The following is a 19,499-nucleotide window of genomic DNA, read 5'->3' on the forward strand; positions in this document are numbered from 1 at the left end:
GCGCATAGCAAAAGGCGCCTTTAGGGCGCCTTTTTACATTGGTGGGTCGTGCAGGATATCACTCGTCTCATCCTGAGACTCGCCCTGCGGGTCGCCGCAGGCGGCGATGCAAAATCGCTCCCGGCGATTTTGTCGAACCTGCAGCAGGTTCTCATCCTGCACGGTGGAGCACGGTGTGCAGAAACGAAAAAAGCGCCAAAAGGCGCTTTTTTCTAAATATGGTGGGTCGTGCAGGATTCGAACCTGCGACCAATTGATTAAAAGTCAACTGCTCTACCAACTGAGCTAACGACCCGAAGTGGTGGGTGATGACGGGATCGAACCGCCGACCCCCTCCTTGTAAGGGAGGTGCTCTCCCAGCTGAGCTAATCACCCACTTCGGTACTTCATTTTATTGCAAGAAATCCAGCTGGCGAGAAAGTGGTGGGTGATGACGGGATCGAACCGCCGACCCCCTCCTTGTAAGGGAGGTGCTCTCCCAGCTGAGCTAATCACCCACTTCTCAATTTCTTGCTACACGGCGGAGACTACGTAAAGTAGTTGGTGGGTGATGACGGGTTCGAACCGCCGACCCCCTCCTTGTAAGGGAGGTGCTCTCCCAGCTGAGCTAATCACCCCCGCTGTGTGGAGTCGCATTATAGGGAGAGTTGAAAATGAGTCAACGCCTTTTCTAAATAATTTGTTTGTTCGTCGTAAAATTAAACAAAACGATCGCGAAAGCATCCGCGGCGCATGATTTATAAACAAAAATGGCAAAGCGTGACGTTCAGACGGGAACTACATTGAGGAATCAGCCTACGGTGTTAGAATATTCACCCATAAATACCAACGGACTCTGCCGGTTGTCGGCATCTTTATTAAACGTAAGGCCATTTCATGAAAATCAAAACTCGCTTCGCGCCCAGCCCGACAGGCTATCTGCACGTTGGCGGCGCGCGTACTGCTCTCTACTCCTGGCTTTTTGCCCGCAACCACAACGGTGAGTTTGTACTGCGTATTGAAGACACCGATCTCGAGCGCTCCACGCCGGAAGCAATCGAAGCCATTATGGATGGGATGAACTGGCTGAATCTGGAATGGGACGAAGGCCCGTATTTCCAGACTAAACGTTTTGACCGCTACAATGCCGTTATTGATGAAATGCTGGAAGCGGGCACGGCCTATAAATGCTACTGCTCCAAAGAGCGCCTCGACGCGCTGCGCGAAGAGCAGATGGCAAACGGCGAGAAACCTCGCTACGACGGTCGCTGCCGCCATGGTCACGAGCATCATGCGGACAACGAACCTTGCGTGGTGCGTTTTGCCAACCCGCAGGACGGTTCCGTTATTTTTGACGATCAGATCCGCGGACCGATTGAGTTCAGCAACCAGGAGCTGGACGATCTGATCATTCGCCGTACCGACGGTTCTCCGACCTATAACTTCTGCGTTGTCGTGGATGACTGGGATATGGCGATCACGCACGTGATCCGTGGTGAAGACCATATCAACAACACCCCGCGTCAGATCAACATCCTTAAAGCATTGAACGCGCCGGTGCCGGTCTATGCCCACGTTTCGATGATCAACGGCGATGACGGTAAAAAGCTCTCTAAGCGCCACGGTGCGGTGAGCGTGATGCAGTACCGCGACGATGGCTACCTGCCCGAAGCGCTGCTGAACTACCTGGTACGCCTGGGCTGGTCCAGCGGCGATCAGGAGATCTTCACCCGTGAAGAGATGATTAAGCTCTTCTCCCTCGGCGCGGTCAGCAAATCCGCCAGCGCGTTTAACACCGAGAAGCTGCAGTGGCTGAACCATCACTATATTAACTCCCTGGCGCCGGAGTATGTGGCAACGCATCTGCAGTGGCATATCGAGCAGGAAAATATCGATACCCGTAACGGCCCGCAGCTGGCTGAGCTGGTGAAGCTGCTCGGCGAGCGTTGCAAAACGCTGAAGGAGATGGCGGCGAGCTGCCGTTACTTCTATGAAGAGTTTGCCGAGTTTGACGCCGACGCGGCGAAAAAACACCTGCGCCCTGTTGCGCGTCAGCCGCTGGAAGTCGTACGCGACAAGCTGGCTGCGGTGACCGACTGGACGGCTGAAAACGTTCACCACGCCATTCAGGCGACGGCGGATGAGCTGGAAGTTGGGATGGGTAAAGTTGGGATGCCGCTGCGCGTGGCGGTAACCGGCGCCGGGCAATCTCCGGCCCTCGACGTGACCGTGCATGCGATTGGTAAATCCCGCAGCGTAGAACGCATCAATAAAGCGCTGGCGTTTATTGCTGAACGCGAAAGCCAGCAGGCCTGAGCATCATAAGCTACGCATAACGGCAGGTACTCCTGCCGTTTTTTTTACTCTTTTGACCGCTCGCCGCTTATTCCCAGACGCGATAAAAATCCGCTGATACCCTCCCTTGCAAGAAAGTCCCGCAAATGCTGCTGTTCTTCCGGCGTCATGAGATGAAGCGTCTCGGCAATTTGTCGCCAGATAGCTCCGGCATCGTTAATAAAGTAGTGGCCTGCCGGTTCTGCCAGCTGATAATCGGCAATCAGGTGCCGCAGCGCGGGAATATTCGTCAGAAAATCAAGCACCGGCCTGTCGATAACGATGAGACGGGCGCGCCCACCTTTGACGCCGGGAATGGCCTCCGTACGCCACTTTTGCTCTCTGACCCAGCGGTTGATCGTTTGTCTGGCAAGGCCGAGACATTCCGCAAGTTCTGCCGGGGTCATCTTATCTTTTAATTTCATCATCATGTTACTGGTCGCGAATGTCCAGGCGCTGGAGTAAACCGGTGATACCTTCACGCAGCAGAAGCGACATCAGCTTTTTCTGTTCGCCGGGGGTCATCTCTTTGCTCAGCGTAAGCAGCAGCGGTTCAAGGTCGTTTTCTACGGTGGCGTAGGAGGGCGGCGTTTCAGCCACGCGCTGTGCGCTGCGAATAAAATCGCGCACCTGCTCGTTGACGTGTACGAGGCGTGCTTTGCCTCCCTGCACGCCGGGTCGGGGGGATGTTTGCCATCCTTCTTTGCGTACCCATTTATTGATTGTCTGCCGGCTGAAGCCGGTGAGATGGGCGATTTCTTCAGGTGTCATTCGTTCCTTGAGCATACTATTTCCTGAGTAAAAATGTGGGAATTAGTTGTTCATGTTATAGCATCCTTTTACATGAAAGAGTGACATGTTTAACTTCTCCCTGCGATAAGCTTCGCAATGTCAGCTATTTGCCTGCTTTTTCAGCGATCAAATTCAGAGGGGTGATTTTGCCGTTGACACCTGACGAAGGAATTCATATTATGCCGCCCGTCAACACGACACGTTTTACGTTACGGGGCTATAGCTCAGCTGGGAGAGCGCTTGCATGGCATGCAAGAGGTCAGCGGTTCGATCCCGCTTAGCTCCACCAAATCCTGTTCCCATCAGGTTTGGTTGTAAAACGTACTGTTGGGGCTATAGCTCAGCTGGGAGAGCGCTTGCATGGCATGCAAGAGGTCAGCGGTTCGATCCCGCTTAGCTCCACCAAATTCGAAACCCTCGCTTCGGCGGGGGTTTTTTGTTTTCTCCTCCGCTAATGTAAAGCACTTTGTGCTTACGTCAGAAAATCTCCTGCTAGTAGCATGAAGTGTAATTTAAGAATTTTCCCTGGCTTATTACCTTGCCTGCCATAATTAACCAACATAGTATTTATATATTAAATATAATTCCGGTGTGGGACCTTTAATTAACAATAATGACAGGCAAATTTAACATTAATATCAGAAGATCTTTACTCGCGCTTATCGTTTGTTTAATTACAATTCCATTAGCCAGGTTTATTTCACCTCAGGCATTGATTGACGGCAACCAAATTTTCCTCGCCTGGCTACCGCTAAGTATGATGTACGCGGTCATCTTTATATTTGGCCGCTATGCGGTCGGTCCGCTGATTATCGCCTTTGCTATCACTAACGCCTGGATTATCCCTCTGACGATACCGCAGGCGGCAATTTTATTATTCTGTCAGCTATTCTCGGTGCTGGCGTCGTGCGCCGTTGTTCGCATGCTGCTCGGTAAGACGTGGCGCAGTGGGTTAACCACAAAGCGGATGGGCATCAGAATCTTTTGGGGCGGTTTTTTTGCCCCCATATTAATGAAAGTCACCATGTATCTGGCGGGGGTGTTTTTTTCTTTCCCTCTGGCTATATCGAGTTATTTCAAAGGTATGCCGGCAATTTATACCATTATTGATATTCAGAGTTTGATTTGCGCGGCGTTAATTTTCACCACCTTCTTTTATTATCCGTTGCGGATGATTATCAATCCGCGTTTTGCCCGCACATTCTGGCTTCGTCATTGTCAACCGTGGCTTACGCGCGAGCGTCGGGTATTTACGCTGTACTGGTTTATGACGCTCGCAGCAATATTAGTGGTGCTCTGCGCGCCTTATGATTCTGTTTTTATCGCCGGTTATTTAGTGCCACTTATTTTTATCCTTTATTTTATTGGTATTAGCCGGCTGGGTCATGCGCTGATCCGTATTTCATGGTCCGTTTCTGCATTCTTGCTGGTTGCCTATAATCAAAATTTCCTGCAGGGCGTCAAAACCGAGTACGCATTATCATTCGTGCTCTCGGTGCTCATCTCATTCACCATCTGCTTGTTTTATATGCTGGATATTTACGCTCAGAACGAGCGAATCAAGCTCAGATGGCGGGATCAGGCGCAGGAGGACCCGCTGACCGGATTGCCTAATCTGCGCGCGCTGGAGTGCCATTTACGCCGCAATCCTGAGGTTGCCATCAGCAGCCTGCGAATTGATAACCTCGACTTCCTCAGCCGCCATTACGGCATGATGATGCGCGTGCACTGCAAGCGGCAGGTAGCCGGTAAGGTGCAGCCGCTGCTGGGGGCGGGGGATAAAATATTTCAGCTACCCGGCAGCGAGCTGCTGCTGGTGCTGTGCGGGCCGGAGCCCGAGGCTCGGCTAGGTCACATCGTAGCGATACTCAACCACAATAAATTTAGCTGGAATAACCAGGCGCTGGATCTGGAGTTCGGCGCATCGTGGGGCAGGCATCAGGGCGTCGAGGCGGATCTTCACCCGATGCTGGGCCAGCTGAGCTGGCTTTCGGAGCAGGCCAGCGCCGCGCAGCGGGTGCTGGCACTGGACGCGACGCAGGGGCAGGTTTCCGATCAAACCAGCGAGCAGGTACGTATGCTGACCCGGGTGAAGCAGGCTCTCAGCAAACGCGATCTCGTGCTGTATGCCCAGCCGATCCAGAACGCGGCGGGGGAGGGCTATTACGAAGTGCTTACGCGGATGCAGTGCGGAGAAACCGTTATTACGCCGGACCGCTTTATTCCGCTCATCGTGCAGTTCAACCTGAGCCAGCGTTTCGACATGCTGGTACTGGAAACGTTGTTCAGCACCCTGCATCGTCATCCGGGCCAGCACTTCTCCGTTAATCTGCTGCCCTACACCCTGATGCAGCGCGACAGCGCGGCGCAGATTATTGCGTTGTTCAGACGCTATAACCTCCAGGCCGAAGCGATCACCCTCGAAATTACCGAAGAGCAGGCCTTCTGCGATGAGCAAACCAGCCTGCATAACATCCAGCAGCTGCGGGATTTTGGCTGCGCCATTGCTATCGATGACTTTGGTACCGGCTATGCGAACTATGAGCGCCTGAAGCGGCTCCAGGCGGATATCGTGAAGATTGACGGCTGCTTCGTGCGCGACGTGGAAACCGACCCTCTGGATGCGATCATTATCAAATCCATCATCGAGATGGCGAGAGTGAAAAACCTGACGGTTGTGGCGGAGTATGTGGAAACGCAAGAGCAGAGGGCGCGGCTGCTGGCGCTAGGCGTTGACTATCTGCAGGGCTATCTGATCGGCAAGCCGCGGCCGCTCGAGGAACTACGGGCGTAAAAAAGCCGGGACTCGCCCGGCTTTTGCACAACCTTAAGAAATTACAGTACCAGCGCGGCGATAGACGCTGAGAGCACGCTCACCAGGGTCGAGCCGTAAACCAGCTTCAGGCCAAAGCGGGAAACAACGTTACCCTGCTCTTCGTTCAGGCCTTTAATCGCCCCGGCAATAATCCCGATTGAGGAGAAGTTGGCGAAGGAGACCAGGAAGATGGAGATAATGCCTTCCGCGCGCGGAGAGAGCGTGCTGGCAATTTTCTGCAGATCCATCATCGCCACGAATTCGTTTGAAACCAGCTTAGTCGCCATGATACTGCCGACCTGCAGCGCTTCACCCGCCGGTACGCCCATCACCCATGCAACCGGGTAGAAGATGTAGCCAAGGATACCCTGGAAGGAGATGCTGTAACCGAACCAGCCGGTAACGGTCGCGAACAGGGCGTTCAGCGCAGAGATTAACGCGATGAAACCAATCAGCATCGCCGCAACGATAATCGCCACTTTAAAGCCTGCCAGGATGTACTCACCCAGCATTTCAAAGAAGCTCTGACCTTCATGCAGGTTCGACATCTGCAGATTTTCTTCGCTTTCATCAACGCGGTACGGGTTAATCAGCGACAGTACGATAAAGGTGCTGAACATGTTAAGAACCAGCGCCGCCACGACGTACTTCGGCTGCAGCATGGTCATGTACGCGCCGACGATGGACATGGAAACGGTGGACATCGCGGTCGCCGCCATGGTGTACATGCGGTTACGCGACATTTTGCCGAGGATATCTTTATAGGCGATAAAGTTTTCCGACTGGCCCAGAATCAGCGAGCTGACGGCGTTGAATGATTCCAGCTTACCCATGCCGTTGATTTTGGACAGCACGGTACCGATCGCGCGAATGACGATAGGCAGGATGCGGATATGCTGCAAAATACCGATCAGCGCAGAGATAAAGACGATTGGGCACAGAACCTTGAGGAAGAAGAAGGCGAGGCCTTTATCGTTCATATTGCCGAAGACGAAGTTGGTCCCTTCGTTAGCAAAGCCGAGAAGTTTTTCGAACATCTCGGAGAATCCTTTCACGAAACCCAAGCCGATATCGGAGTTCAGGAAGAACCATGCCAGCAGGACTTCAATGACAAGCAATTGAATAACATAACGAATACGAATCTGCTTACGGTTGTGGCTGACCAAAAGGGCCAAAATAGCCACCACGACGATCGCGAGAATAAAGTGCAGGACGCGGTCCATATTTGCTCCAAATATGAGGCAGGTTAAATTTCTGTGCACATTCTATGTAACAAGCCCAAAGAAAACGAGATCAAATCCACACTATTGCAAGGAACTGTGACTAATCACCAAAATAGTGATCGAACATACATTTTCGTTATGTTGCGTAAAGGTTTTAAAAGTTGCTTAGATTGTACTAATCTGAGGACCAGGCGAGATGGGCTTCCATCGATGCCACCTTTTCGTTGTTAGCCGCTATCGTTCCCCCCTATCAAAGCAATAATTATCGCCGTTATAAATGAACTTGATAATCATTCGCGTTTTGGTAGCATGAAACATAGCAAAGGCTATATTTCTGAGGCAGAAAATGACAAGCAGTCGCGTTGAGAATAGCAGCGGTCGCGCAGCGCGCAAGATGAAGCTCGCATTGATGGGGCCTGCCTTTATTGCTGCCATCGGGTATATCGATCCCGGTAACTTTGCGACCAATATCCAGGCGGGCGCCAGCTTCGGCTACCAGCTGCTGTGGGTGGTGGTGTGGGCAAACCTGATGGCGATGCTGATTCAGGTGCTGTCGGCAAAGCTGGGAATTGCGACGGGTAAAAATCTCGCGGAGCAGATCCGCGACCACTATCCGCGCCCGGTGGTGTGGTTCTATTGGGTGCAGGCGGAAATTATCGCCATGGCGACGGACCTTGCCGAATTTATTGGCGCGGCGATCGGCTTTAAGCTGCTGCTTGGCGTCTCTTTACTGCAGGGCGCCGTGCTGACCGGTATCGCTACGTTTTTGATTTTGATGCTACAGCGCCGCGGGCAAAAGCCGCTGGAGAAGGTCATTGGCGGGCTGCTGCTGTTCGTTGCCGGCGCCTATATCGTGGAGCTGATTTTCTCCCAGCCGGCGCTGGCGCCGTTGGCGAAAGGGATGATTATCCCGAGCCTGCCTAACGGAGAAGCGGTATTCCTGGCGGCCGGGGTGCTGGGGGCCACCATTATGCCTCACGTCATCTATCTGCACTCGTCGCTGACCCAGAACCTGCATGACGGCACGCGCAAAGAGCGCTATAACGCCACCCGCTGGGATGTAGCGATTGCCATGACCATCGCCGGCTTTGTTAACCTGGCGATGATGGCCACCGCCGCCGCCGCGTTTCACTTTAACGGTCATACCGGCGTCGCCGATCTTGATGCCGCCTACCTGACGCTGGAGCCGCTGCTGAGCCACGCCGCGGCAACCATATTTGGCCTCAGCCTGGTGGCTGCCGGGCTGTCGTCGACGGTGGTAGGGACCCTGGCGGGCCAGGTGGTGATGCAGGGGTTTATTCGCTTTCATATCCCGCTGTGGTTTCGCCGGGCGATTACCATGCTGCCGTCGTTTATCGTCATCATGATGGGGCTCGATCCGACCCGTATCTTAGTGATGAGCCAGGTGCTGCTGAGCTTTGGTATTGCGCTGGCGCTGGTGCCGCTGCTGATTTTTACCAGTAACCCGAAGCTGATGGGCGATCTGGTGAATACGGCATGGATTAAGCGAACCGGCTGGGTCATCGTGGCGATTGTGGTTGCGCTGAACGGCTGGCTGCTGGTGGGGACGGTGCTGGGATTATAAGCGGGTAATAAACGGGGGAGCCGCAAGGCTCCCCCGTTTGATTAAACTGACTGCAGGACATTCAGTGATGGCCGTGACCGTGTCCGCGACCTCCCGGTCCACGCCCCCAGCCGCCGCGACGGTCGTCGCGATCGTTCCAGCCCTCACGGTAGCCGCGTTCATAAGCTTTGCGCTTATCCCAGCCGCGGTGACGGCCGTTGTCATGATGCCGCCAGCGGTTGTCGCGCCATTCGTAGTTACGACGCCAGTAATCACGGTCGCGCCAGCCGCCACCGTCCCAGTAATTACCGTAATTGTCGCGATCGCCTATTTGTAATTTTACAGATGGCAGCAGGGTGATTTCACCAGCGTTAGCAACTAATGGCGCTGAGGCCAGCAGCACGGCAGCCAGTATCAGTGACCTGAACATACTCTTCTCCTTCACGATCGAGCCTTGCGGCTTGTGAGCGTGATATTACGAGGCGGTGAAGCCCCGCAGCATTGGATGAACTCCTAAATCGCGGATAAGAGCACTTTTTGTTAAAGTGACTTTTTTGCTAAAGTAACTTTTTGTTTACGCCGCCAGAATTGCGTCTATTTTCGCGCACTCATCAGGGCTGAAGTGGCGGTTGGCGAGCATCCCGACGGCATCGTCAAGCTGGGCCGTTTTGCTGGCCCCGATCAGCACCGAGGTCACTTTTTCACCGCGAAGCACCCAGGCCAGCGCCATCTGCGATAGCTTCTGTCCGCGCGCCTGCGCCAGGGCGTCCAGCTGGCGGACTTTCTCCAGCTTTTCTGCCGTCAGCTGATCCGCCTGCAGGAAGCGGCTGCCGCTGGCGGCCCGGGAATCCGCCGGGATACCGTGCAAATAGCGGTCGGTCAGCTGGCCGCCGGCCAGCGGTGAAAACGCAATGCTTCCGACCCCCTCGGCCTGCAGGAAATCCAGCAGCCCGTCTTCAACCCAGCGCTCTAACATGGAGTATTTTGGCTGATGAATAATGCACGGCGTGCCGAGATCGTTGAGAATACTCACTGCCTCCGTCGCCTGGGCGAGAGGGTAGTTGGATAGCCCGACGTAAAGCGCTTTACCCTGACGCACGATATGGTCAAGCGCGCGCATCGTTTCCAGCAGCGGAGTCTCGGGATCGGGGCGGTGATGATAGAAGATATCGACGTATTCCAGCCCCATCCGTTTCAGGCTCTGATCGAGGCTGGCAATCAGATACTTGCGCGAACCCCAGTCGCCGTAAGGCCCGTCCCACATGGTGTAGCCGGCCTTGCTGGAGATAATCAGCTCATCGCGATAAGGTAAAAAATCCTCCCGCAGGATGCGGCCGAAATTGCTCTCAGCGGAACCCGGCGGCGGCCCGTAATTGTTGGCCAGATCGAAGTGCGTAATGCCGAGATCGAAGGCGTGACGCAGCAGCTGGCGGCTGGTTTCTACTCGCGTTTCGTCACCAAAGTTATGCCAAAGGCCGAGAGAAACTGCCGGCAGCTTTAGCCCGCTCTGGCCGCATCGGCGGAACTCCATTGTCTCATATCGCGTCGCATTTGCCTGGTAAACCATACTTCCTCCGCAGATAAAACAACTTGTGTATACGTTTACACTAAAGAATGTTCAGCCCGGAGTACACACCCCAAAGTCGTAAATTTTGCTTTCCACCTCATATATTCGACACAATCTGGACAGTTCGATCGCTTATTCAATACTCAAATTACCTGCACGGGATGAGGAGTATGGCTATGCAACCGACTTACACGATTGGCGATTATCTGCTGGATCGCCTTGTAGATTGCGGCATAGACCGCTTGTTTGGCGTACCGGGAGATTACAACCTGCAGTTCCTCGATCGTGTGATTGCGCATGAGGCGCTGGGATGGGTCGGCTGCGCGAACGAACTGAACGCCGCCTATGCGGCCGACGGCTATGCGCGTATTAAGGGCGCCGGCGCGCTGCTGACGACCTACGGCGTTGGCGAGCTGAGCGCGCTTAACGGCGTGGCGGGCAGCTATGCCGAACACGTCCCGGTTCTGCATATCGTGGGCGCCCCCTGCAGCGGCGCCCAGCAGCGAGGGGAGCTGCTGCACCACACGCTGGGGGATGGCGACTTTACCCATTTTGCGCGCATGAGCGAGCAGATTACCTGCACTCAGGCCACCCTGACGGCGGGCAACGCCTGCCATGAAATCGATCGCGTTCTCAGTGAAATGCTGGCCCACCATCGCCCCGGTTATTTAATGCTGCCCGCCGACGTCGCACGGGCCAGCGCTACGCCGCCTGCGCGCCGTCTGGTGATTGAGGGGCCGCCGGCGGATGAGAATCAGCTGGCCGGCTTTCAGGAGTATGCGGGACAGCTGCTGCGGGGCAGCCGGCGGGTATCGCTGCTGGCGGATTTTCTCGCCCAGCGCTATGGCCTACAGGAAACGCTAAGAACCTGGGTCGAAAAAACGCCGATTGCTCACGCCACCATGCTGATGGGCAAGGGGCTGTTTGACGAGCAGAACCCCGGTTTTGTCGGGACCTACAGCGGCATCGCCAGCGCGCACCAAACCCGCGAGACCATTGAAAACGCCGATACCATCATCTGCGTCGGCACGCGCTTTACCGACACCATTACCGCCGGATTTACCCAGCATTTACCGCCCGAGCGCACCATTGAGATCCAGCCGTTCGCCGTCAGGGTAGGGGAGCGCTGGTTTAGTCGGATCCCGATGGATCAGGCGCTGGCGGTCCTGATCGGGCTCTCCGCCAGCCTGGCGGCGGAGTGGACGCTGCCGCCGGTCTCGCTGCAGGAGGTGGGCGGCGCTGCTGGCGGCACGCTGACGCAAAAAAGCTTCTGGAGCACCGTACAGGAGCAGCTGCGGCCGGGGGATATTATTCTCGCCGATCAGGGAACCGCGGCATTCGGCGCCGCGGCCCTGAGGCTGCCCTCGGATGCGACGCTGCTGGTTCAGCCGCTGTGGGGATCGATCGGCTTTACGCTGCCGGCGGCCTACGGCGCGCAGACCGCCGCGCCGGATCGAAGGGTGGTATTGATTATCGGCGATGGCGCAGCGCAGCTCACGATCCAGGAGATGGGCTCGATGCTGCGCGACAAGCAGCGGCCGCTCATTCTGCTGCTTAACAACGAAGGCTATACGGTTGAGCGGGCGATCCACGGGCCGGAGCAGCGCTATAACGATATCGCCCTCTGGGACTGGAACCGCCTGCCGGAGGCGTTTGCTCCCGAAGTTCCTTCGCGCTGCTGGCGCGTGACGCGCACCGCGGAGCTGAAGGAGGCGATGAACGACAGCCTGACCTCCGACCGGCTGACGCTGGTCGAGGTGATGCTGCCCAAAATGGATATCCCCGACTTTTTGCGGGCGGTGACCGAGGCTCTTGAGGAGCGCAACAGCCGCGTTTAGTCGGGGCGTCGTTTAACCATCATCAGCGGCTTCCCGGCCAGCAGTAGCCAGGCCGGGAGCATCACCATGCACAGCAGCGGCAGCAGCGTGGTGTCCGGCACCACGACGGCGGCCATAAACAGGCTCAGCCAGCCGTCGCGGGTGACCACCAGCGTCATTCCGAGAATCGCGCAGGAAACCGTAATCGCCGCCGGGACGGCGTCAACGTGCGCGTGCAGCATCAGGCCCAGCGCCACGCCGACAAATACCGCCGGGAAAATCCGTCCACCGCGAAAGCCGCTGGCGGCCGCGAGCACCAGCGCCGCCAGCTTCACCAGCGCAATCAGCATAAAGTCGCCGCCGGTCAGGGTCTGGCTGAAAGCCATCTGCTGCATCTCATCCAGCCCTTTAAACAGGGTGATATGCCCGCCGAGGGTTCCGAGAATGCCGAGCAGCAAACCGCCGATCCCGAGGGTTAAAACGGGGCTTTTCAGGCGGTGCATCAGCGCATGCAGGCGCGGTAAACACCAGACGGCAACCATGCCTACGGCAATGGCGATAAGCGCGACCACCGCGCCGCTAAAGATATCCACCAGCCGCATCTGGGGATAGTGCGGGATAGGTAGCGAGAAATGGGGGTTGAAGAACAGGCTGGTTGTCAGGGCGCCGGCCGCCGCCGCCAGCAGCGGGGCAAAAAGGCGGTCCCACAGCGGGACGTCGTTGCCGCCGTTAAGGGTTTGCGAAAAGATCAGCGCGGCGGCAACCGGCGTGCCAAACAGGGCGCCGATAGTCCCGGAGGCGGCGAGGATCGTCCAGTCAAGCGAGCTGACGCGGGGAAAGAGGCGCGAGCCGATGGCTACCGCCAGGGCGATATTGACCACCATGATGGGGTGTTCTGGCCCAAGGCTGACGCCGCCCGCGAGGCCTAAAATGAGCGCGGCAATCAGCCCCGGCAGGGCGCTGGTGCTGACCGGCGCGCCGACCAGCGATTCAGCCGCCGGGTCGGGCCCGGCGTGGCCTGGGCTAAAGCGGATAACCAGACCGACGGCAACACCGGTGAGCGTCAGAATGGCGATGGTCCAGAGATGCCCGCCGGCGTTAAGGCCGAGGCTCAGCGGCAAAACGCTCCAGAGGATATTCTGCAGGACGCTCGCAACCTTCATCGTCACAATCAATACCAGGCTGGACGCAATCCCGATGATAACCGCCGGGATCGATAGCAACAGCATTGTTCTGGCGCGCGGATGCAGCATGAAAATTTCCTTTTGCAGGTTGCGGAGCACTACTTTGTCGTCGCGCCAGGAGAGCGTCGATGCAAATGGTGCTGAAACGATAAACTTAAGGCTATGCCTGACGATCGCAGCGGCGCGGGATAAACCATTTTGCACAGATTACAGCCTAAATGTGATATAGGTCGCTAAACTGTGGGCGCTTATACGTTGGTCGTTGTTGTTAGGGCATCATGAATTTACAGTGTGCCAAAAGAATCATTTTGACTTTAGTGGAGCCGTAACGGAATGACAAAATTTGCTTTAGTAGGGGATGTCGGCGGAACCAATGCCCGACTGGCATTATGTGATATGGCGAACGGGGAGATCTCCCGCGCCAAAACCTATTCCGGGCTCGATTATCCCAGTCTCGAAGCCGTCGTTCGCGTCTATCTCGACGAGCACAGCGTCGACGTCGAGGACGGCTGCATTGCTATTGCCTGCCCGATCACCGGCGACTGGGTGGCGATGACCAACCATACCTGGGCGTTTTCCATCGCCGAAATGAAAAGCAACCTCGGGTTTGCGCATCTGGAAATCATCAACGATTTCACGGCGGTATCGATGGCGATTCCGATGCTAAAAGCCGAGCACCTGATTCAGTTTGGCGGCACGGCGCCGGTAGAGGGGAAACCTATCGCCGTCTATGGCGCGGGGACTGGCCTCGGCGTGGCGCATCTGGTCCACGTTGATAAACGCTGGGTGAGCCTGCCGGGCGAGGGCGGCCACGTCGACTTCGCGCCGAACAGCGAAGAAGAGGGCATTATTCTGGAAGAGCTGCGCGCCGAGCTGGGACACGTTTCCGCCGAACGCGTGCTCTCAGGCCCGGGTCTGGTATACCTCTATCGCGCGATAGTGAAATCCGACGGTCGTTTACCGGAAAATCTGCAGCCGAAAGACGTGACCGAACGCGCGCTTGCCGACTCCTGCATCGATTGCCGCCGCGCGCTGTCGCTGTTCTGCGTGATCATGGGCCGTTTTGGCGGCAACCTGGCGCTGACGCTGGCGACCTTTGGCGGCGTGTATATTGCGGGCGGTATCGTGCCGCGCTTCCTTGAATTCTTTAAGGCGTCCGGCTTCCGCGGCGGTTTTGAAGATAAAGGGCGCTTTAAGGCCTTCGTGCAGGATATTCCGGTGTACCTGATCGTCCACGACAATCCGGGGCTGCTGGGCTCCGGCGCGCATTTGCGCCAGACGCTCGGCCAGATCCTCTAAACCACACCTCCGGGCCCGAGGGCCCGGAAACGCGCTGGCTACAGGTGCATCAGCTGGCGGAACTCTTTGACCTTGCTGCGACTCACCGGCACCTGAAACTCCAGATCCCGCAGCCGCAGAACGTAGGTGTTATTGAACCACGGCTCAATTTCGCGAATTTTGTTCAGGTTGACGCAGTAGGAGCGGTGGCAGCGGAAGAAGTGCGCCGGCGGCAGTTTGGCGCAAAACTCCGTAATGTTCATCGGCATCACGAACGACTCCCGCCGGGTATAGACAAACGTCATTTTTTCATGCGCTTCCGCGTAGTAGATATCGTGAATGCTGGTGACGATAATCCGCTCATCTTTGATCAGATTGATGGTGTCGTTTTCCCGCTGCGGGTTCGGCGCCGCGCTGGCGCTGGCCGCCGGAAGCTGCTGCTGTTGCCAGGCGCTGCTTAGCTTCTGCAGCATGTTGATAATGCGTGACTCCTGATAGGGCTTGAGGATGTAATCGAACGCCTCCAGCTCAAATGCCTCTACGGCGTGCTCTTTCCAGGCGGTGATAAACACAATAAACGGCTTGTGGGCAAACTGGCTGATGTTCTGCGCCAGCAGAACGCCGTCCAGCGAGGGGATGTTGATGTCGAGAAAAATGGCATCAACCCTGTTGTGCTGCAGAAACTTCAGCACGTCCAGCCCGTCGTCAAAGGTACCGACAATCTCCATCTGGCTGTGGGTGTTAATCAGCCAGGTCAGCTCCTGTTGCGCCAGGAACTCGTCCTCAACGATGATGACTTTCATTTTTTCTCCGCTCATGGCAGCAGCGACACCGGCGTAGGCTGAGGGGCGTTGCGGTTGGGTACGTAGAAGGTGATCTCCGTACCTGGGGTCATGCGCCGGATATGCAGCCCTTCGCCGTACAGCAGTTTGACCCGATGGTGAACGTTGAGCAGGCCGATTTTATTCCCCGGCATTTCATCGGCCTCCACCCGGGCGACGACGGCCGGATCGATGCCGTTGCCGGTATCACGGACGCTAATCCGTACCCGGTTACCACACTCGTTGATGCCAATCGTGACCACGCCTTTTCCCTTGCAGGGCTGAATGCCGTGAACAATGGCATTTTCTACCAGCGGCTGGATCAGCAGGCTGGGAATGACGCAGCTGACTTCATCATCGATATCATAGATAACGGTGAGCTTGTCGCCGAAGCGCGCCTGTTCAATGGCAATGTAGTCCTTGATTTGGTACAGCTCCCTTTTAATATCAATCTGCTCGTCGTCTTTTAATTCAATGTTATAGCGTAAATAGCGCGATAAATTAAAAATAAGCTGCCGCGCGGTATCCGGATTCATGCGAATCGATGACGAAATGGCGTTGAGCGCGTTGAAGAGAAAGTGCGGATTGATTTTACTCTGCAGCGCGCGCAGCTCGGCCCTGTTGGCCATTTCCCGCAGCTGCTCCGCGCGGGAGACCTCCAGCTGGGTGGAGATAATTTGCGACAGGCCTATCGCCATCTCCTGCAGCGACGAAGTGATGCGGTGCGCGTGGCAGTAGTAGATTTTCAGCGTCCCGGTGACGACGCCTTTTTCCCGCAGTGGGATCACCAGCATCGAGTGAATTTCAGGAGTTCTGTAGGCCTCATCGTTGTTCTTGATAATAATTTTGCCACTCTCAATCGCCTGGCGAGTGGTGGGGCTAATGGCGTTGTCGCGGTCGTGATAGTTGCCCTCGCCAAAGCCAACGTAGGCCAGCACCCGATCGGTGGTGGTAATGGCTACCGCATCGGCGTTGATATCGCGGCGGATAATGTCGCAGACCTGACGGAGCGACTCGCTGTTAACGTGGCGAAACAGCGGCAGCGTTTTGTTGGCAATATCCAGCGCCAGCTTGGCCTGGCGCGCGGCGCTGGCCTCTTTTTCTCCCTCGACGCTCTGCACCAGCAGGACGATAAAACCGATACTGACGCTGCCGAGGATCATCGGGATACCGATTTTCGAGACGATATCGAGGCCCAGTGAAAAAGAGGGCGCCCACAGTACGACGAGGATCATGGTCAGCGTTTCGCAGAGCATCCCGGCGAGGATCCCGGCCTTCCAGCGCTGGGCCTTGGGCACCCTACGGCCGATCAACCCGGACAATAGCCCGGCGATAATGCTGGTGATAAAACAGGGTATGGCGGTAACGCCGCCGATATCGATCAGGTAGCGGTGCACCCCGGCAATGACGCCAACGATAGCGCCGACCCACGGGCCAAACAGGATACCGCCGGACATCACCGCGATGATGCGCACGTTGACCAGCGATCCCTCCACCGGTACGCCTGACCAGGTACTGAACAGGGCAAACAGGGAGAAGATGGCGGTGACGGCCAGCAGCTCCTTCGGCGTATGGGCAGATTTATGCAGCAGTTCGCGAAACAGCCGCAGGCGGATGAGGAAAAAAAGACAAATCAGCATCAGTGCCGCACGGTCAAAAACTGCGAGCAGCATGGTGAATATTTCGTGCATGGAGGCGCCGTGTCATTCGCGGGAAAACGCTATGATAAAAAACCTCGCCCCAGAAGGCCAGCCGCAGACAATAATAGGGAACAGGCACACTTTTAAAAGGGGATCTCCAGCAAACGGCGGGCGGCCGCGAAGGCGAGGGCCCTGCGGGTAAAATCAGGTAATACAAAAGATATTAAGATGTTACTTTCAACGATCGTATTGGCTAAATTCGGATCCACTGCTGCCGTATTTACTGGAACGAGTACCCGTTTTTTGTGCCAGATTTTATTTTTTTTCTGCCCTCTCGACAGCGTGAATTTTTTCGGGTTATTTTCTTAACGTGTCGCAACAGCGGCAGCGTCGCTCGGACGGTCCGGGCGCTCACGTTAATCCGAGGAATCTATGGCTGAATCCAGTCCTGAACGCCGCTTTACGCGTATCGATCGTCTCCCCCCGTACGTTTTTAACATTACCGCTGAACTGAAAATGGCTGCGCGTCGGCGCGGCGAAGATATTATCGATTTCAGTATGGGCAACCCGGACGGCGCCACGCCGCCGCACATCGTTGAAAAACTGTGCACCGTTGCCCAACGCCCGGATACCCACGGCTACTCGACCTCTCGCGGCATCCCACGCCTGCGCCGGGCTATCTCGCGCTGGTATCAGGATCGCTATAACGTCGAGATTGACCCGGAATCGGAAGCCATTGTGACCATCGGCTCGAAAGAGGGGCTGGCGCATCTGATGCTGGCGACGCTGGATCACGGGGACACGGTGCTGGTGCCTAATCCCAGCTACCCTATTCATATTTACGGCGCGGTTATTGCCGGCGCTCAGGTGCGTTCGGTGCCGCTGGTAGAAGGCGTTGATTTCTTCAACGAGCTGGAACGCGCGATCCGCGAAAGCTATCCGAAGCCGAAGATGATGATCCTTGGCTTCCCTTCTAACCCGACCGCGCAGTGCGTCGAGCTGGAGTTTTTTGAAAAAGTGGTGGCGCTGGCCAAGCGCTACGACGTGCTGGTGGTGCATGACCTGGCCTATGCCGATATTGTCTATGACGGCTGGAAGGCGCCTTCCATTATGGAAGTGCCCGGCGCGCGCGACGTGGCGGTTGAGTTCTTCACGCTGTCGAAAAGCTACAATATGGCCGGCTGGCGCATCGGCTTTATGGTCGGCAACAAAACGCTGGTCAACGCGCTGGCGCGAATTAAAAGCTACCACGATTACGGGACCTTCACTCCGCTGCAGGTGGCGGCCATCGCCGCCCTGGAAGGCGATCAGCAGTGCGTGCGCGATATTGCGGAGCAGTACAAGCGCCGTCGCGATGTGCTGGTTAAGGGGCTGCACGAAGCGGGCTGGATGGTGGAGTGCCCGAAAGCGTCCATGTACGTGTGGGCAAAGATCCCTGAGCACTATGCGGCTATGGGATCGCTGGAGTTCGCCAAAAAACTGCTTCAGGATGCCAAAGTGTGCGTATCGCCGGGCATCGGCTTTGGCGACTACGGCGACACCCACGTACGCTTCGCCTTGATTGAAAACCGCGATCGCATCCGTCAGGCCATTCGCGGCATAAAATCGATGTTCCGCGCCGACGGACTGCTTCCTGCCGCAAGCAAGCCGGCGGGCGAAGGCCAGGAATAAGTGCGGGAATAAAAACAGGAATAAAAAAAGGGAGCCGCTGGCTCCCTTTTTTTTAACTATTCACGCTGCTTAGATCATCAGGGCAAAGGTGCCGGCCCAAACGATGACCATAAAAGACACGCCCATAAAAAAGTATTTCACGTCTCATTACTCCGCATTCTCGGCGAAACGCCAAACGAATTTTGTTTTCATTGTTTTCCATGAACTGTCGCAGGAAAAACCAGAGGCTTCTGGCGGCTGCGGCGGTTCGGAATGACAGGCTGTAACTGCTCCAGCTGGCGCTAATGTACGCCTAAAAAATGGGGGAAACAAGAGGCATTTTTTTATTAATTTTTAGTTACTTACGGGTGTCGTGATTCGGCGACACATTAATTTCACTCGGTAATAAATACGATTCTGGCGAAGGCAATTGGCGGCGATAGTTTTAACGCCGGTAGCGGTTTGATTTTTGGCTTTTTTCTCTGCGGGAAGGGCGCGAAATCGGCCCTTCCGCACCTGACGTTATCAGGCCCGATCGCCAGTCGGCGGCATTTTTCGCCACTCCTGCGGGTAGCGTGCCGGTACGAAACGCAGCGTTATCGCCATCAGGAGCGCCACGCAGATGGCGTGAAAGGCCCAGTCCAGCACGTAATTCCCGCTCAGGCTGCGCAGCAGGCCCGATAGCCATGGCGAGAGGCCGGCGACGATAAAGCCAATTCCCTGCATAAAGGCCACCAGCCGTCCGGCAATCGCCGGATGTCGGGAGTGGTCGAGCGCCAGCACCAGGCATAGCGGAAAGGCGCCGCCTAAACCAACCCCGCAGCTTATCGCCCAG

General features: G+C 56.1%; 15 protein-coding genes, 6 tRNA genes, 1 other RNA gene and 1 pseudogene. 8 read left to right on the top strand and 15 right to left on the bottom strand.

Annotated features, from left to right (window positions below; genetic code table 11):
- Positions 1-39 precede the first annotated feature (39 nt).
- The 5 genes from PFH44_RS09045 to PFH44_RS09065 form a co-directional block, all read right to left on the bottom strand.
- Positions 40-176: non-coding RNA, RtT sRNA (locus PFH44_RS09045), on the bottom strand.
- A gap of 43 nt (positions 177-219) precedes the next feature.
- Positions 220-295 (bottom strand) — tRNA-Lys (locus PFH44_RS09050).
- Between the two features lie 4 nt (positions 296-299).
- Positions 300-375, bottom strand: a tRNA-Val gene (locus PFH44_RS09055).
- Positions 376-421: 46 nt separating this feature from the next.
- A tRNA-Val gene (locus PFH44_RS09060) sits at positions 422-497 on the bottom strand.
- Positions 498-541: 44 nt separating this feature from the next.
- A tRNA-Val gene (locus PFH44_RS09065) sits at positions 542-617 on the bottom strand.
- Between the two features lie 259 nt (positions 618-876).
- Between PFH44_RS09065 and gltX the strand changes: the two genes are divergently transcribed.
- Positions 877-2,295 carry a glutamate--tRNA ligase gene (gene gltX / locus PFH44_RS09070; RefSeq protein WP_045856179.1) on the top strand — a complete coding sequence of 473 codons (1,419 nt, stop codon included), beginning with the start codon at positions 877-879 and terminating at the stop codon, positions 2,293-2,295.
- A 44-nt stretch (positions 2,296-2,339) separates the two neighbouring features.
- On the opposite strand, the gene PFH44_RS09075 is transcribed toward gltX, so the two are convergent.
- Together PFH44_RS09075 and PFH44_RS09080 are read right to left on the bottom strand one after the other, a co-directional pair.
- Complete coding sequence (locus PFH44_RS09075; protein ID WP_045856448.1) at positions 2,340-2,741, bottom strand: YfeC-like transcriptional regulator; 402 nt, start codon at positions 2,739-2,741, stop codon at positions 2,340-2,342.
- Positions 2,742-2,745: 4 nt separating this feature from the next.
- Positions 2,746-3,099 carry a YfeC-like transcriptional regulator gene (locus PFH44_RS09080; protein WP_045856178.1) on the bottom strand — a complete coding sequence of 118 codons (354 nt, stop codon included), beginning with the start codon at positions 3,097-3,099 and terminating at the stop codon, positions 2,746-2,748.
- Between the two features lie 219 nt (positions 3,100-3,318).
- Here PFH44_RS09080 and PFH44_RS09085 point away from each other — a divergent pair.
- The 3 genes from PFH44_RS09085 to PFH44_RS09095 all read left to right on the top strand — a co-directional run bounded on the left by PFH44_RS09085 (position 3,319) and on the right by PFH44_RS09095 (position 5,899).
- Positions 3,319-3,394, top strand: a tRNA-Ala gene (locus PFH44_RS09085).
- Between the two features lie 40 nt (positions 3,395-3,434).
- Positions 3,435-3,510, top strand: a tRNA-Ala gene (locus PFH44_RS09090).
- A gap of 208 nt (positions 3,511-3,718) precedes the next feature.
- A complete protein-coding gene (locus PFH44_RS09095; protein ID WP_283824842.1) occupies positions 3,719-5,899 on the top strand; it encodes a sensor domain-containing phosphodiesterase in 2,181 nt (726 codons plus the stop codon).
- A 41-nt stretch (positions 5,900-5,940) separates the two neighbouring features.
- On the opposite strand, the gene PFH44_RS09100 is transcribed toward PFH44_RS09095, so the two are convergent.
- The gene (locus PFH44_RS09100) at positions 5,941-7,143 is read right to left on the bottom strand and encodes a NupC/NupG family nucleoside CNT transporter (RefSeq protein WP_041146639.1); all 1,203 of its coding nucleotides are present in this window, start codon (positions 7,141-7,143) and stop codon (positions 5,941-5,943) included.
- A 346-nt stretch (positions 7,144-7,489) separates the two neighbouring features.
- Here PFH44_RS09100 and PFH44_RS09105 point away from each other — a divergent pair, with 346 nt between their 5' ends.
- The gene (locus PFH44_RS09105; protein ID WP_045856173.1) at positions 7,490-8,728 is read left to right on the top strand and encodes an Nramp family divalent metal transporter; all 1,239 of its coding nucleotides are present in this window, start codon (positions 7,490-7,492) and stop codon (positions 8,726-8,728) included.
- Between the two features lie 61 nt (positions 8,729-8,789).
- On the opposite strand, the gene PFH44_RS09110 is transcribed toward PFH44_RS09105, so the two are convergent.
- On the bottom strand, positions 8,790-9,137 hold the full coding sequence (locus PFH44_RS09110) for a DUF2502 domain-containing protein (RefSeq protein ID WP_045856170.1): 348 nt from the start codon (positions 9,135-9,137) through the stop codon (positions 8,790-8,792).
- Positions 9,138-9,281: 144 nt separating this feature from the next.
- A complete protein-coding gene (mgrA, locus tag PFH44_RS09115) occupies positions 9,282-10,274 on the bottom strand; it encodes an L-glyceraldehyde 3-phosphate reductase (protein WP_045856168.1) in 993 nt (330 codons plus the stop codon).
- A 176-nt stretch (positions 10,275-10,450) separates the two neighbouring features.
- On the opposite strand from mgrA, the gene PFH44_RS09120 reads away from it, so the two are divergent.
- Positions 10,451-12,112, top strand: coding sequence for an alpha-keto acid decarboxylase family protein (locus PFH44_RS09120; RefSeq protein ID WP_283824843.1), 1,662 nt, complete (start codon positions 10,451-10,453; stop codon positions 12,110-12,112).
- Here PFH44_RS09120 and PFH44_RS09125 read toward each other — a convergent pair.
- The gene (locus PFH44_RS09125; RefSeq protein WP_283824844.1) at positions 12,109-13,344 is read right to left on the bottom strand and encodes an ion channel protein; all 1,236 of its coding nucleotides are present in this window, start codon (positions 13,342-13,344) and stop codon (positions 12,109-12,111) included. The genes PFH44_RS09120 and PFH44_RS09125 overlap by 4 nt on opposite strands.
- A 264-nt stretch (positions 13,345-13,608) precedes the next feature.
- Here PFH44_RS09125 and glk point away from each other — a divergent pair, with 264 nt between their 5' ends.
- The gene (gene glk / locus PFH44_RS09130; protein ID WP_041146633.1) at positions 13,609-14,574 is read left to right on the top strand and encodes a glucokinase; all 966 of its coding nucleotides are present in this window, start codon (positions 13,609-13,611) and stop codon (positions 14,572-14,574) included.
- Between the two features lie 38 nt (positions 14,575-14,612).
- Here glk and PFH44_RS09135 read toward each other — a convergent pair whose 3' ends face one another.
- Together PFH44_RS09135 and PFH44_RS09140 are read right to left on the bottom strand one after the other, a co-directional pair.
- Positions 14,613-15,356 (bottom strand): LytR/AlgR family response regulator transcription factor, encoded by a 744-nt coding sequence (locus PFH44_RS09135; protein WP_148251408.1) that lies wholly within the window; start codon positions 15,354-15,356, stop codon positions 14,613-14,615.
- 11 nt (positions 15,357-15,367) lie between these two features.
- Positions 15,368-17,047: a sensor histidine kinase gene (locus tag PFH44_RS09140; RefSeq protein ID WP_283824846.1), complete on the bottom strand. Its 1,680-nt coding sequence runs from the start codon at positions 17,045-17,047 to the stop codon at positions 15,368-15,370.
- A 399-nt stretch (positions 17,048-17,446) separates the two neighbouring features.
- Here PFH44_RS09140 and alaC point away from each other — a divergent pair, with 399 nt between their 5' ends.
- Positions 17,447-18,685 carry an alanine transaminase gene (alaC, locus tag PFH44_RS09145; RefSeq protein ID WP_283824845.1) on the top strand — a complete coding sequence of 413 codons (1,239 nt, stop codon included), beginning with the start codon at positions 17,447-17,449 and terminating at the stop codon, positions 18,683-18,685.
- Between the two features lie 69 nt (positions 18,686-18,754).
- On the opposite strand, the gene ypdK is transcribed toward alaC, so the two are convergent.
- On the bottom strand, positions 18,755-18,826 hold the full coding sequence (gene ypdK / locus PFH44_RS09150) for a membrane protein YpdK (protein WP_115193904.1): 72 nt from the start codon (positions 18,824-18,826) through the stop codon (positions 18,755-18,757).
- A gap of 363 nt (positions 18,827-19,189) precedes the next feature.
- A pseudogene (locus PFH44_RS09155) lies at positions 19,190-19,499 on the bottom strand (cyanate transporter); the annotation flags it as partial.

Source organism: Klebsiella sp. Ech2A (assembly GCF_030078455.1).
GTDB lineage: Bacteria > Pseudomonadota > Gammaproteobacteria > Enterobacterales > Enterobacteriaceae > Klebsiella > Klebsiella terrigena.

Excerpts from the sequence above, each read along its gene's own strand:
- PFH44_RS09080 (WP_045856178.1), bottom strand. The coding sequence starts at position 3,099 with ATGCTCAAGGAACGAATGACACCTGAAGAAATCGCCCATCTCACCGGC.
- PFH44_RS09075 (WP_045856448.1), bottom strand. The coding sequence starts at position 2,741 with ATGATGAAATTAAAAGATAAGATGACCCCGGCAGAACTTGCGGAATGT.
- PFH44_RS09095 (WP_283824842.1), top strand. The coding sequence starts at position 3,719 with ATGACAGGCAAATTTAACATTAATATCAGAAGATCTTTACTCGCGCTT.
- gltX (WP_045856179.1), top strand. The coding sequence starts at position 877 with ATGAAAATCAAAACTCGCTTCGCGCCCAGCCCGACAGGCTATCTGCAC.
- PFH44_RS09100 (WP_041146639.1), bottom strand. The coding sequence starts at position 7,143 with ATGGACCGCGTCCTGCACTTTATTCTCGCGATCGTCGTGGTGGCTATT.
- mgrA (WP_045856168.1), bottom strand. The coding sequence starts at position 10,274 with ATGGTTTACCAGGCAAATGCGACGCGATATGAGACAATGGAGTTCCGC.
- PFH44_RS09105 (WP_045856173.1), top strand. The coding sequence starts at position 7,490 with ATGACAAGCAGTCGCGTTGAGAATAGCAGCGGTCGCGCAGCGCGCAAG.
- glk (WP_041146633.1), top strand. The coding sequence starts at position 13,609 with ATGACAAAATTTGCTTTAGTAGGGGATGTCGGCGGAACCAATGCCCGA.
- PFH44_RS09140 (WP_283824846.1), bottom strand. The coding sequence starts at position 17,047 with ATGCTGCTCGCAGTTTTTGACCGTGCGGCACTGATGCTGATTTGTCTT.
- PFH44_RS09135 (WP_148251408.1), bottom strand. The coding sequence starts at position 15,356 with ATGAAAGTCATCATCGTTGAGGACGAGTTCCTGGCGCAACAGGAGCTG.
- PFH44_RS09110 (WP_045856170.1), bottom strand. The coding sequence starts at position 9,137 with ATGTTCAGGTCACTGATACTGGCTGCCGTGCTGCTGGCCTCAGCGCCA.
- PFH44_RS09125 (WP_283824844.1), bottom strand. The coding sequence starts at position 13,344 with ATGCTGCATCCGCGCGCCAGAACAATGCTGTTGCTATCGATCCCGGCG.
- PFH44_RS09120 (WP_283824843.1), top strand. The coding sequence starts at position 10,451 with ATGCAACCGACTTACACGATTGGCGATTATCTGCTGGATCGCCTTGTA.
- alaC (WP_283824845.1), top strand. The coding sequence starts at position 17,447 with ATGGCTGAATCCAGTCCTGAACGCCGCTTTACGCGTATCGATCGTCTC.